The sequence below is a fragment of the Mycobacterium sp. genome, assembly GCF_040398885.1.
Classification (GTDB): domain Bacteria; phylum Actinomycetota; class Actinomycetes; order Mycobacteriales; family Mycobacteriaceae; genus Mycobacterium.
Genome location: NZ_JBBATF010000088.1, coordinates 1 through 13,104 on the forward strand (window position 1 = coordinate 1; position 13,104 = coordinate 13,104).

Here is a 13,104-nt window from a genome sequence, read left to right on the forward strand (position 1 = left end):
ACATAGCCGTTCTCCTCCAGTTCGTCGGCAAGCTCGGGGCCACCGGACTCGACGACCCGGCCGTCGACGAAGACGTGCACGAACTGCGGGTGGATGTAGCGCAGGATGCGGGTGTAGTGGGTGATGAGAAGCACGCCCGCGTGCTCGGCCTGGGCGAAGCGGTTCACCCCGTCGCTGACCACCCGCAGTGCGTCGACGTCCAGTCCGGAGTCGGTCTCGTCGAGGATGGCGATCTTGGGCTTGAGCAGGCCCAGTTGCAGGATCTCGTGGCGCTTCTTCTCGCCGCCGGAGAAGCCCTCGTTGACGCTGCGCTCGCCGAACTGCGGGTCGATGTCCAGGTCGGCCATCGCGGCCTTGACCTCCTTGACCCACAGTCGCAGTTTCGGGGCCTCGCCGCGCACGGCGGTGACCGCGGTGCGCAGGAAGTTCGACATCGACACGCCTGAGACCTCCACCGGGTACTGCATGGCCAGGAACAACCCGGCCCGCGCACGTTCGTCGACGCTCATCTCCAGGACGTCTTGACCGTCGAGGGTGATCGAACCGGACGTCACGGTGTACTTGGGGTGCCCGGCGATGGCGTAGGACAGCGTGGACTTGCCGGATCCGTTGGGGCCCATGACCGCATGGGTCTCCCCCGAGTTCACCGTCAGGTTCACTCCTTTGAGGATCTCCTTCTCGGTGCCCTCCGGGGTGGCGACCGAGACGTGCAGATCCTTGATGGCGAGCGTGCTCATGCGTCGGTCCTCGATTCGGGGTCGTTCTTCGATTCGGCAAGCGCCAGTTCGTGTTCGATGGCGTCGGTCAGTCGGTCCCGGATGGCCGGCACTGCGATCTTGGAGATGATCTCCCCGAAGAAGCCTCGCACCACCAGTCGGCGCGCCTGGTCCTCGGGGATGCCGCGGGCCTGCAGGTAGAAGAGCTGCTCGTCGTCGAATCGGCCGGTGGCGCTGGCGTGCCCGGCGCCGACGATCTCGCCGGTCTCGATCTCCAGGTTGGGCACCGAGTCCGCCCGGGCGCCGTCGGTCAGCAACAGATTGCGGTTCACCTCGAAGGTGTCGGTGCCGGTGGCCTCGGCGCGGATCAGCACGTCGCCGACCCAGACGGTGTGCGCGTCGGCCCCGCGGGAGTCCGGATCCCCCTGCAGTGCGCCCTTGTACACGACGTTGGACCGGCAGTTGGGCCGGCTGTGGTCGACCAGGAGTCGGGACTCCAGGTGCTGGCCGGTGTCGGCGAAGTACAGGCCGAGCAGTTCGGCGTCGCCGCCGGGCGCGTCGTAGCGCACCGTGGCGGCCATCCGGACCACCTCGCCGCCGAGGGTGACCGCGACGTGCCGCAGCACCGCGTCCTTGCCCAGTCGGGCGTGCTGGGCGCTGACGTGCACCGTGTCGTCGGCCCAGTCGGCGATCCACACGACGGTCAGGCGGGCGGCGTCGCCGACGACGAATTCGACGTTGTCGGCGTAGGTGCCACTGCCGCGCAGGTCGATCAGCACGACCGCCTCGGCCAGTTCCTCGGCGCGGACCTGCAGGTGTCCGTAGGCGGTCTGGCCCTCGCCGGGTCCGGTGACGGTCACCTCGACCGGCATCTGGGTGTGCGCGCCGCGCCCGACGGTGACGACGGTCGCGGTGTCGAACGACGAGAACGCCTGCGCGGCAACCCGATCGGCGGGCACTCCGCCCTGCCCGAGGCGCTCGTCGTCCCGCCCGACATTCTCGACCGTGACGCCGGCCTGCTCGGAGACGGTGATCGCCGCGCGGCCGGTGGCCACAGCGGAGCCGTCGTGGAGTCCGCGCAGCCGCTTGAGCGGGGTGAACCGCCACAGTTCGTCGCGGCCGCCGGGGACTTCGAAGGCGTTGACGTCGAAGGAACTGAACTGCTCGCCCTTGTTGACCGCCAGTGTTGAGGTCATCAGCCGACTGCGCCTTCCATCTGCAGTTCGATGAGCCGGTTGAGTTCCAGGGCGTACTCCATCGGCAGTTCCTTGGCGATCGGTTCGACGAACCCGCGGACCACCATCGCCATCGCCTCGTCCTCGGTCAGGCCGCGGCTCATCAGGTAGAACAACTGGTCCTCGCTGACCTTCGACACCGTGGCCTCGTGACCCATCGTGACGTCGTCCTCGCGGATGTCGACGTAGGGGTAGGTGTCGCTGCGACTGATCGTATCGACCAGCAGCGCATCGCATTTCACGCTGGAGCGCGATCCGTGCGCACCCTTGTTGACCTGGACCAGGCCGCGGTAGGAAGCGCGTCCGCCGCCGCGGGCCACCGACTTGGAGACGATGTTGCTCGAGGTGTTGGGGGCCAGGTGCAGCATCTTGGCCCCGGTGTCCTGGTGCTGTCCCTCGCCGGCGAAGGCGATCGAGAGCACCTCGCCCTTGGCGTGCTCGCCGGTCATCCAGACCGCCGGATACTTCATGGTGAGCTTGGATCCGATGTTGCCGTCGACCCACTCCATGGTGGCGCCGGCTTCGGCGCGGGCCCGCTTGGTCACCAGGTTGTAGACGTTGTTCGACCAGTTCTGGATCGTCGTGTACCGAACCCTCGCATGGGGTTTCACGATGATCTCCACAACCGCCGAGTGCAGCGAGTCGCTCTTGTAGATCGGCGCGGTGCAGTTGTGTACGGCAAACCCGTAGGCGAGGTAGCTGTCCGGGGCTTCGACGTCGAGGTTGTAGACCGGCTCGTGAGCCTCCCGCACGGTTCGCTTCTTGATGGGCACGGCGAAGTGGTCCCCGCAGTCGCGGGCCTGCCTCGGCCCTGTCCCACCCTCGGTCCACTGCACCTGGTAGAGATCCTGGCGAACGATGTCGCGACCTTGAATGACGCCGGGACCGCCGGGGCGGCGCAGTTCGACGGTGGCGAAATGACCGAGTCGCGCGAGGATCGACTGCAATTGGAAGGCCCAGACCCGCGAGGTGGTGTGCGCCCGCTTCCACTGCGCGCCACCTCGGCGGGTGACGTTGCCGTCGCCGTTGACGTAGGCGTCGATGAGTTCGCGCAGGAAGATGTCGTCCTGGCGCATCAGGGTTTCGGACAGTTTCTTGTTCGCCGAACCGACGCCGACGTGGTTGCGCATCGCGGCATATCCGGCCTTGCTGTACACCAGCACCCGGGCCGAGTGCTTGTCCTCCTCAACTAGCACCGACCCGGAGGTCTCGTACAGCGACTTGCACGCCTGCCGGACCTCGTCGATGTAGTCGAATTCGTCGCTGTGGAAAGAGAAGACCAGCGATTCGCAGCCGTTGGTGAGTGTCGAATGGCCCTCGGCGAGGTAGTAGCCGGCCAACCTGGCGAACTCCAGTGGGAGCACGGTCTTGTGCCGCTGCGGCTTGGGTTTGGGGTAGATCAGGAAGTCGCCCTCGGCGACGTCCTTGGCGGGAACCCAACGCGGTTCGGCGGCTTTGAGTTTCGCCGAGTCGACCTCCGGCAGCCAGCCGTTGCGGGGCTTGCGGCGCACGAGCACCTCGCTGCGCGGGACGACCAGCACCGGATGCTCGGCGGTCACCGAGAACGCATTGGCCGGAGACATCGGGGTGAAGGTGAACAGTTCGCCGTTCAGGTCGCGCATCTGCACGGCGGTGACCCGATGGGAACGACCGTCGTGGCCGGTGACCCGATCGCCGACCTTGATCGACTCAATGGGCCGCAAGTCGCCGTCGGCGGTGGTGACGAGTTCACCGGCAGGCAGGCACCCTTCCACGTAGTGGATGTAGGAACCCTCGTCGGCGATGATGAGCGTCCGCTCGAACTGGCCCATGTTCTCGGTGTTGATCCGGAAGTAGGCCTGCAACGGGATGTCGACGTGCACGCCGGGCGGGACGTAGATGAACGAACCGCCGGACCACACCGCGGTATTGAGCGCGGAGAACTTGTTGTCCCCGGCCGGGATCACGGTGCCGAAGTACCGCTTGAAGATCTCGGGGTGCTCGCGCAGTCCACTGTCGGTGTCCAGGAAGATGACGCCTTGCTGCTCAAGGTCTTCCCGGATCTGGTGGTAGACCACTTCGGAGTTGTGGACCACCAGACCCTCGGCGATGAAGTTGTGTGGACCGTCGACTTCGATGTCGTAGACCGGTTCGACCTCGTAGGGCTCGACCGACTTGATCCGCTCGAATCCAAGCCAGTCGTTGGTGTGGACGCGGATGGTCGTGCCGTGGGCACCGTTTGAGGTGTGGAAGTAGGCACGCCGGCCGAATCGCTCGGTCCGCTTTGGATTGCGGCACCCGAGCGTTTCGAAGTCACCGGAAATCCCCAGACGCCAAGCGGTTTGGATGCGCTCCGGAGCATGCCGATAGGGCTGGGTGAACGACCAGGGGCCGCCGGCCCGCAACCCGGACAGCTCAGCGAGTTCCCGCGCCTGCTGGATCAGCGACTCGTTGGCGCACGTCAGTAGGACCGATCCGCTGGCATCGGGCCCGACATAGCCGTCGGCGTCGACCCAGCCGCCGAGGAAGGCCAGTCGCTGGTCGGCAGGGAGTGCGAACACCCAGTCGGGGACACGTTTGGTCAGCGACGCGCCCTTGAACCCCAGTTCGACGATCCACTCCGTCAACGCCTTGGAGTTGACGACGATGCTGTGCTCATCGGCTTCGATGCAGCGCAGCCCGAACAGATCTCCGATCACACGTGCCAACTCGGACCGAAGCTCCACATCGGTTGCCGGGATGGCGAATTGGACCCGATAGGTCCGGCCCGAAAGGTGCAGATTTCCATCGCCGATGTAGAGGCCCAGCAGCCACATCAGGTCGACGGTGCTCTCGGAGGGGCTGCGCAGTCCCGGCACCGAGGGTAATTGGGCCGGTGCACCGAAGTGCGGGATCTGCCGCGGCACCGCGATGAAATCCCCCGGCGCGATTTCGCCGACGGTGACCCAACGCCGCGCGAACCGCGCCCTTCGACGGGTTGATCCCCGGGTCGCTTCGCTCCTGCCCGCCGGATCCGGCTTGCGCTCGTCGCGCAGCACCAGCATCGGGTGGTTGTCCGTCGCACGCACACTGCGCCGAGTTGTGGTCACGGTGTAGGTCTGGCGGGTGTCGGTCTGGGCGGCGGACTTGACCGGAGCGACCACGAAGCGCTCCCCGGCCTCGTCATAGGCGAAAACATTGTCGCCGCGGACGATCTCCTTGATCGGGATCTGGCCGCGGTTGGCGGTCCACACCAGCGTGTCGCCGGCCAGGCATTCGTACTGAGCGGCCACCCCGGAGACCAGTCGCTGCTTCTCCGCCTCCGGGATGCCCAGTCGGTCGTAGGTGTTCTTGATCTCTTCGGGCAGTTCCTCCCACGAGGTCGCCTGCTTCTCGGTGGAGCGCACGAAGTACTTGATGTTGTCGAAGTCGATGCCCTCGAGGTCCGAACCCCAGTTCGGCATCGGCTTCTTGCCGAAGGTGCGCAGCGCCTTGAGTCGGACGTCGAGCATCCACTCCGGCTCGTTCTTCTTCGCCGAGATGTCGCGCACCACCGCCTCGGACAGGCCGCGCTGGGCGCTGGCGCCGGCCACGTCGGTGTCCGCCCAGCCGTATCCGTAGCGGCCCAGGGAGGCGATGGTCTCCTCCTGGCTGAGGGGCTGAGTCTCCGGTGTGGTCGTCATGCCGACTCTCCTTGTTCATCGCGGGTGTTCGCTTCGGGGAACGTCACGGTCAGCGGGACGTGGGTGGTGCAGGCGCAGTCGCCGTTCACGATCGAGGCCAGCCGCTGCACATGGGTGCCCAGGACGTCGGAAATCGCCTGCTGCTCGGCTTCGCACAGTTCCGGGAATTCCTCTGCCACATGGGAAACCGGGCAGTGGTGCTGACAGATCTGGATGCCCTGCAGGGGGCCGCCGACCTTGGTCGTCGTGGTGGCGTATCCGGCCCGGGACAGGGCGTCGGCCACCCGCTCGGCGGCGTCGGCGACCTCGCCGGCGTCGGCGGCGCCGACCCCGGCCAGGATGGTGTCGATGCGGCGACGGGCGAACGTCCGGACCGCGTCGTCGCCGCCGATCTCGCGCAACTGCCGCATGGCCGCCGCCGCCAGGTCGTCATAGCTGTGTTCGAGCTTGGCCCGCCCTGCCTGGGTGAGCCGGTACCGCTTGGCCGGCCGGCCACGCCCGGTGTGCTGCCAGGCCGCCGCCGGCTGCGATTCGGCGTCCCCGCCGTCGACCAGGACGTCGAGGTGGCGGCGCACACCGGCGGCGGAGATGCCCAGCCCGGCGCTGATCTCGGCGGCGGTGATCGACCCGGACTCCAGCAGCAGCCGCACGATCGCCCGCCGGGTCCGGCCGTCCTGTGCCGACGCCCCGGACGGGGACGACACCTCGGACCGGTTTTTCACAACACCAGTGTTACGGAATTCGGCAGGCGGGTCTAGCAAGGCCAGCCTTACCTGCTCGGCGCTCCGGCCTGATCAGACGCCTCATGGGCCGGATAGAGTGCGGTAGTGGCTGGCCGCCGGCATTCCCTCTACTCCGCGATCGCCAGCTGGCACGGCGACGAGCGCACCGAGGGGGCGCCGCTCAACGAACCCGAACTGCAGGCGATGCGGCGGACCCGGCTGTTCGGCGCCACCGGCACCGTCCTGATGGGCATCGGCGCGCTCGGCGCGGGCGCCCGCCCGGTGGTCCAGGATCCGACCTTCGGAGTGCGGCTGCTCAACCTGCCGTCTCGCATCCAGACCGTCTCGCTGACCATGACGACCACCGGCGCGGTGATGATGACGCTGGCGTGGCTGATGCTCGGCCGCTTCGCGCTCGGGCCCCGCCGGATGACCCGCAGCCAGCTGGACCGCACGCTGCTGCTGTGGATGGTGCCGCTGCTGGTCGCGCCGCCGATGTACAGCAAGGACGTCTACTCCTACCTGGCGCAGAGCCAGATCGCCCGCATCGGGCTGAATCCCTACCGGGTCGGCCCCGCACCGGGACTCGGTCTCGACCACGTCTTCACGCTGTCGGTCCCCAGTCTGTGGCGCGAGACCCCGGCGCCGTACGGGCCGCTGTTCCTGTGGATCGGCCGCGGGATATCGGCGCTCACCGGGGAGAACATCGTCGCCGCGGTGCTGTGCCACCGGCTCGTCGTGCTCGTCGGGGTGGGCCTGATCGTCTGGGCCACAACACGATTGGCGCGGCGCTGCGGGGTCGGGGAGGTGGCCGCCCTGTGGCTGGGCGCGGCCAATCCGCTGCTGCTGATGCATCTGGTCGCCGGCATCCACAACGAGGCACTGATGCTCGGCCTGATGCTCACCGGCACCGAGTTGGCGCTGCGCGGCATCGACAGCCCCGGCCCCCTGCTGCCGCGCCCGCACGACGGCGCACCGGCCCCGTGGCAACGGTGGATGCCGCTGGCCAACCTGTTCGCCGGCGCCGTGCTGATCACGATGGCCTCCCAGGTGAAGCTTCCCGGCCTGCTGGCGCTGGGATTCGCCGCCATGGCGCTGGCGCACCGCTGGGGCGGCACCGTCAGGGCATTCCTGTCAGCGGGGGTGCTGATGGTGTCGATTTCGCTGGCGGTGACGGCCTTCATCGGCTGGGCCAGCGGCCTGGGCTTCGGTTGGCTGTTCACCCTGGGCACCGCCAACGTCGTCCGCAGCTGGATGTCGCCGCCGACCCTGCTGGCCCTGGCCACCGGGCAGGTGGGCATCCTGCTCGGCCTGGGCGACCACACCACCGCGGTGCTGTCCCTGACCCGCGCGATGGGCGTGCTGACAATCGCGCTACTGGTCAGCTGGCTGCTGCTGGCGGTGCTGCGCGGCCGGTTGCACCCGGTGGGCGGGCTGGGCGTGGCGCTGGGGATCACGGTGCTGCTCTTCCCGGTGGTGCAACCCTGGTACCTGCTGTGGGCCATTCTCCCGCTGGCCGCGTGGGTCACCCGGCCCGGATTCCGCATCGCCGCCATCGCGGTCACCCTGATCGTGGGCATCTTCGGTCCGACCGCCAACGGCGACCGCTTCGCCCTCTTCCAGATCCTCGACGCCACCCTGGCCAGCCTGGCCATCGTCCTGCTGCTGATCCGGTTGACCCGCAACCGGCTGCCCTGGCGTTACGTGCCCGGCACCGACGAGTCCTACAGCGGCCAGGACCTCCGGCGCGCCTCCGGAACCTCACCTGGCGCGGCGCCGGACCAACCACCGGCGAGCGCGCCCGCACCCGCCGCCTACGCTGACTAACCGTGAGTTCTGGCTCCCCCACCCCCGTGCGGATGCGTGGAGTGACGAAAAGCTACGGATCAACCCTGGCGGTGTCGGACCTCGACCTCGACGTCGAACGCGCCCAGGTGCTCGCCCTCCTCGGCCCCAACGGGGCCGGCAAGACCACGACCGTGGAGATGTGCGAGGGGTTCGTCCGGCCCGACACCGGCCGCATCGAGGTGCTGGGACTGGACCCCTTCGGCGACAACCCGGCGGTGCGCGAGCGGATCGGTGTGATGCTGCAGGGCGGCGGCGGCTATCCGGCGGCCCGGGCCGGGGAGATGCTGAACCTGGTGGCCGCCTACGCCGCCAATCCCCTGGACCCGGCCTGGCTGCTGGACACCCTGGGCCTGACCGACGCCGCCCGCACCACCTATCGGCGCCTCTCCGGGGGCCAGCAGCAGCGCCTGGCTCTGGCCTGCGCGATCGTCGGCCGCCCCGAACTGGTGTTCCTCGACGAGCCGACGGCCGGGATGGACGCCCACGCCCGGCTGGTGGTGTGGGAGCTCATCGACGGTCTGCGCCGCGACGGGGTGACGGTGGTGCTGACCACCCACCAACTCAAGGAGGCCGAGGAACTGGCCGACCGGATCGTGATCATCGACCACGGCTCCACCGTCGCCTCCGGGACCCCGGCCGAATTGATGCGCAGCGGCGCCGAAGACCAGTTGCGGTTCTCCGCGCCGCGCCGACTGGACCTCTCGCTGCTGCTCTCCGCACTGCCCGAGGGCTACCGGGCCAGTGAGCGGGCCCCCGGCGAATACCTGGTGGAGGGCGCCATCGACCCGCAGGTGCTGGCCACGGTGACGGCGTGGTGCGCGCGGCTGAACATCCTGACCACCGACATGCGGGTCGAACAGCGCAGCCTCGAGGACGTGTTCCTGGACCTGACCGGCAAGGAGCTGAGGTCATGAGCGATCCGGACCTGTTTCCGGCCGGCACGTTCACTCCCGACCCGCGGCCGGCCGGCGTCGGCCGGATGCTTGCCGCGCAGTACGGCCTGGAGCTGAAACTGTTGCTGCGCAACGGCGAACAGCTGCTGCTGACGATGTTCATCCCGATCACCCTGCTGATCGGATTGACCCTGCTGCCGCTGGGCTCCTTCGGTGCGCCCCGCGTCGCGGTGTTCGCGCCGGCCATCATGGCACTGGCGGTGGTCTCCACCGCGTTCACCGGCCAGGCGATCGCGGTGGCCTTCGACCGCCGGTACGGGGCGCTGAAGCGACTCGGCGCCACCGCCCTGCCGGTGTGGGGCATCATCGCCGGCAAGGCGCTGGCCGTGCTGACGGTGGTGCTCCTGCAGGCGATCCTGCTCGGCGGCATCGCCCTGGCGCTGGGCTGGCGTCCGCCGCCCGCCGGACTGCTGCTGGGTGCGGCCGTCATCGCCCTGGGCACAGCGGTTTTCGTGGCCATGGGCCTGCTGCTGGGCGGGACCCTGCGCGCCGAGATCGTGCTCGCGGTGGCCAACCTGCTGTGGTTCGTCTTCGCCGGCCTGGGTGCGCTGACCCTGCAGGGCGGCACGGTGCCGGCCGCGCTTTCCTGGGTGGCCAGACTGACTCCGGCCGGCGCGCTGACCGAGGCGCTGTCCCGGGCAGTCGGCGCACCGGTGACGGTCGACTGGGTCGGCATCGCCGTCCTCGCGATCTGGGGGGCGGTCTGCGCGGCGGCGGCCTTGCGCTGGTTCCGGTTCGACTGACGGCTACGATCGTCGGGTGGGCGCGGTCCGGGTCTTTCTGCGACTGGTGGATCGGCTTCCGCTGCCCAACCTGCGCACCCAGCGCCTCGTCGCCGCCGCGGTCCTGATCAGCCAGGCGCTCATTTCAGTCACCGGTTCCATCGTTCGGGTCACCGCGTCGGGTCTGGGCTGCCCGACCTGGCCGCAGTGCTTCCCGGGCAGTTTCACCCCGGTACCGCACGCCGAGGTCCCGGTGCTGCACCAGGCGGTGGAGTTCGGCAACCGGTTGCTCACCTTCGCGGTGGTGATCACCGCGGGGTTGGCGGTGCTGGCCGTCACCCGGGCCCGGCGGCGCCGGGAGGTGCTGGTCTACGCCTGGCTGATGCCGGCCTCGACGGTGCTGCAGGCGGTGATCGGCGGTGTCACGGTGCTCACCGGCCTGCTGTGGTGGACGGTGGCGATCCACCTGCTGGTCTCCATGGCCATGGTGTGGGTGGCCGCCCTGCTGTACGTCAAGATCGGTCAACCCGACGACGGGATACCGACCGAGGTCGTCCCGAGGCCGCTGCGCCTTCTGACCGTTCTGAGCGCACTGGCCCTGACCGCCACGCTGGTGAGCGGAACCCTGGTCACCGGCGCCGGCCCGCATGCCGGCGACAAGAGCGTCGAGCGCCCGGTGCCCCGCCTCGGGATCGAGATCGTCACCCTGGCCCATGTCCACGCCACCCTGCTGGTCTGCTACCTCAGCCTTCTGGTCGGCCTCGGCGCCGGATTGCTGGCCGTGCGCGCGCCGCGGTCGGTCCGGCGGCCGCTGACGGCACTCGTCGGACTGGTCGGCGCACAGGCACTCATCGGCCTCGTCCAGTACCACACCGGGGTGCCGGCGGTGCTGGTGGCGTTGCACGTGGCCGGGGCCGCGGCCTGCACCGCGGGCACCGCGGTGCTATGGGCGTCGATGCGACAGCGGGCCCAGCCCCAACCGCTCACAGGCCGTCTCGACCTGCAGCGCGAAGCCGCGCTGCCGTAACTCCCGGGTGGCGTCGTCGAGTTGCCGCCAGCCCAGCGAGGGCTCGATCAACTCCAGTTCCAGCAGCAGCGGAGCCGCGCCGGGATGCGGGGTTCCGCCGATGAGATCCACCCGGGCGTAGAGAAATTCGGAGCGAGCGATACCCAGATGCGATGCGGCCGCGTCGAGTGCCGCGTGCCCGAGATCCCACAGCTCGAAATCGGGGTCCGCAGCCGACAGCGACTCCTCGGCGTAGGCGCCGGACTCGTGCAGCGTGGGCGCGACGCCCTGCGGAGGCAGGATCGGCCCCTTGGTGAAGGCGTGCGACTGCTCCCCGCCGATGAACACCAGCGCGGTCTCGCCGTCCTCGACCCGCGAATCGTAGGGCTGCACCAGAACGCTGCGGCCGACCTCCAGCAGGGCGGCGGCGTGCGCCTCGGCCGCCTGGCTGTCGACGAATCGGTAGGTGTGGATCGAGCCGGCACCGACGGCGGGTTTGACCACCACCTCACCGCCCGGCAGCGCCACCGGATCACCCGGCTCCAGGAATGACGACGGCACCGTCGGGACCCCCGCCGCGGCGAGATCGCGCAGATAGTGCTTGTCGCTGTTCCAGGCCACCACCGCCGGGGCGTTGAGCAGGTTGCGCACCCGTCGGGTCCAGGCCAGGAACTCCTCGCGGCGCTCGGCGTAGTCCCAGGCCGCCCGCAGGATCACCAGGTCGGCGTCCTCGGTCCCCGGGTCGTCCCACGACAGCCAGCGGGCGTGCAGGCCCCGCGTGCGCAGGGCCGCGACCAGGCCGTCGTCGTCCCCGTCGCCGTCGGCGAGTTGCGGGCAGGAGGCCAACACGATGCGCGGATGGAAGACGTTCGGGCGGGCCAGCTTCATGAATACGGGATGATAGTGGCCATGTACGCGGTGGAGGTCGCCGAGACGGGCGGCCCGGAGGTCCTTCGGCACGTCGAGCGAGCGACGCCGTCCCCCGGGCCCGGCGAAGTCCTCATCGACGCCGAAGCCATCGGGGTCAACTACATCGACACCTATTTCCGGTCGGGGCTGTATCCGCGGGAGTTGCCGTTCGTGGTCGGCCAGGAGGTCTGCGGCACCGTCGCCGCGGTGGGCGACGACGTCGCCGCAATCAGTGTCGGCGACCGCGTCGTGACCGCGAACGCGGCGGGGGCTTACGCCGAATTCTGCACCGCGCCCGCGGATTTCGTGGCCTACGTGCCCGATGCCGTGCAGTCCGACACCATCGCCTCGGCACTGCTGAAGGGCATGACCGCGCACTACCTGATCAAATCGGTCTACCAGGTCCAGCCGCGGGACTGGCTGCTGGTGCACGCCGGGGCCGGCGGGGTCGGGCTGATCCTCACCCAGTGGGCGACCAGCGTGGGCGCGCGGGTGATCACGACCGCCTCGACCCCGGAGAAGGCCGAACTGTCGCGCCGGGCCGGTGCGGTCGAGGTTCTCGACTACCCCGAGGATGCCGCCGAGTTCGCCGGCCGGGTGCGCTCGCTGACCGACGGCCGCGGGGTGGAGGCCGCCTACGACGGGGTCGGCAAGTCGACGTTCGAGGCGAGCCTGGCCAGCCTTGCCGTGCGCGGGACCCTGGCGCTGTTCGGCGCCTCCAGTGGCGCCGTGCCACCGGTGGACCCGCAGCGGCTCAACGCCGCCGGTTCGGTGTACCTCACCCGCCCGAACCTGGCGCATTTCATCCGCACCCCCGACGAGTTCGCCTGGCGCGCGGGCGAACTCATGGACGCGATCGCCGACGGCTCGGTGCATGTCACGGTGGGCGGGCACTACCCGCTCGCCGAGGCGCGGCGCGCCCATGAAGACCTCCAGGGCCGACGGACCACCGGATCGGTGGTGCTGCTGCCCTCCCGGGGCCTCAGCCGAACAGCAGCGGCAGCGGGATGACCGAGTCCACCGCCAGCGCGCAGAACACCGCGGCCAGGTAGTTGTTCGAGTGCAGGAACAGCCGCAGCGGCTTGACCGGCTCGCCGACCAGCACACCGGCGTGCAGGCGGTGCGCCAGGGCGAGGAACCAGGCGCCGGCCAGGACCGCGACGGCGGCGTAGAGCCAGCCCGCCGCCGGGATCAGCGCCAGCGTGGCCGCGACCGTCAACCAGGTGTAGATCCGGATCTGGCGGGTGACCTGCCGCTCGGTGGCCACCACGGGCAGCATCGGCACCCCGGCGGCCCGGTAGTCCTCTTTGTATTTCATGGCCAGCGCCCAGGTGTGCGGCGGGGTCCAGAAG

At 69.4% G+C, this 13,104-nt stretch carries 11 protein-coding genes; 5 read left to right on the top strand and 6 right to left on the bottom strand.

Annotated elements, in window-relative coordinates:
* The 4 genes from sufC to ADBZ5U_RS09770 form a co-directional block, all read right to left on the bottom strand.
* A partial coding sequence (gene sufC, locus ADBZ5U_RS09755) for a Fe-S cluster assembly ATPase SufC (RefSeq protein ID WP_526264836.1) occupies window positions 1-737 on the bottom strand: 737 nt, incomplete at its 3' end.
* The gene (sufD, locus tag ADBZ5U_RS09760) at window positions 734-1,912 is read right to left on the bottom strand and encodes a Fe-S cluster assembly protein SufD (protein ID WP_526264838.1); all 1,179 of its coding nucleotides are present in this window, start codon (window positions 1,910-1,912) and stop codon (window positions 734-736) included. The genes sufC and sufD, both read right to left, overlap by 4 nt.
* Window positions 1,912-5,592 carry a Fe-S cluster assembly protein SufB gene (gene sufB / locus ADBZ5U_RS09765; RefSeq protein WP_526264840.1) on the bottom strand — a complete coding sequence of 1,227 codons (3,681 nt, stop codon included), beginning with the start codon at window positions 5,590-5,592 and terminating at the stop codon, window positions 1,912-1,914. Before sufB ends, sufD begins: the two co-directional genes overlap by 1 nt.
* The gene (locus ADBZ5U_RS09770; RefSeq protein WP_526264842.1) at window positions 5,589-6,314 is read right to left on the bottom strand and encodes a helix-turn-helix transcriptional regulator; all 726 of its coding nucleotides are present in this window, start codon (window positions 6,312-6,314) and stop codon (window positions 5,589-5,591) included. Before ADBZ5U_RS09770 ends, sufB begins: the two co-directional genes overlap by 4 nt.
* Window positions 6,315-6,419: 105 nt before the next feature.
* Here ADBZ5U_RS09770 and mptB point away from each other — a divergent pair, with 105 nt between their 5' ends.
* The 4 genes from mptB to ADBZ5U_RS09790 are packed head-to-tail and all read left to right on the top strand — an operon-like array spanning window position 6,420 to window position 10,864.
* The gene (gene mptB / locus ADBZ5U_RS09775; RefSeq protein WP_526264844.1) at window positions 6,420-8,141 is read left to right on the top strand and encodes a polyprenol phosphomannose-dependent alpha 1,6 mannosyltransferase MptB; all 1,722 of its coding nucleotides are present in this window, start codon (window positions 6,420-6,422) and stop codon (window positions 8,139-8,141) included.
* A gap of 32 nt (window positions 8,142-8,173) precedes the next feature.
* The gene (locus ADBZ5U_RS09780) at window positions 8,174-9,076 is read left to right on the top strand and encodes an ABC transporter ATP-binding protein (protein ID WP_526264854.1); all 903 of its coding nucleotides are present in this window, start codon (window positions 8,174-8,176) and stop codon (window positions 9,074-9,076) included.
* Window positions 9,073-9,858, top strand: coding sequence for an ABC transporter permease (locus ADBZ5U_RS09785; protein ID WP_526264846.1), 786 nt, complete (start codon window positions 9,073-9,075; stop codon window positions 9,856-9,858). The genes ADBZ5U_RS09780 and ADBZ5U_RS09785 overlap by 4 nt, the downstream gene beginning before the upstream one ends.
* Window positions 9,859-9,874: 16 nt before the next feature.
* Window positions 9,875-10,864, top strand: coding sequence for a COX15/CtaA family protein (locus ADBZ5U_RS09790; RefSeq protein ID WP_526264848.1), 990 nt, complete (start codon window positions 9,875-9,877; stop codon window positions 10,862-10,864).
* Here ADBZ5U_RS09790 and ADBZ5U_RS09795 read toward each other — a convergent pair.
* Entirely contained in the window at window positions 10,781-11,731 is a 951-nt protein-coding gene (locus ADBZ5U_RS09795; RefSeq protein WP_526264850.1) for an ATP-grasp domain-containing protein, read from the bottom strand. The two genes, ADBZ5U_RS09790 and ADBZ5U_RS09795, sit on opposite strands and share 84 nt — an antisense overlap.
* A 21-nt stretch (window positions 11,732-11,752) precedes the next feature.
* On the opposite strand from ADBZ5U_RS09795, the gene ADBZ5U_RS09800 reads away from it, so the two are divergent.
* The gene (locus ADBZ5U_RS09800) at window positions 11,753-12,763 is read left to right on the top strand and encodes a quinone oxidoreductase family protein (protein WP_526264856.1); all 1,011 of its coding nucleotides are present in this window, start codon (window positions 11,753-11,755) and stop codon (window positions 12,761-12,763) included.
* On the opposite strand, the gene ADBZ5U_RS09805 is transcribed toward ADBZ5U_RS09800, so the two are convergent.
* On the bottom strand, window positions 12,735-13,104 hold a 370-nt coding region (locus tag ADBZ5U_RS09805), incomplete at its 5' end, for a UbiA family prenyltransferase (RefSeq protein ID WP_526264852.1). The two genes, ADBZ5U_RS09800 and ADBZ5U_RS09805, sit on opposite strands and share 29 nt — an antisense overlap.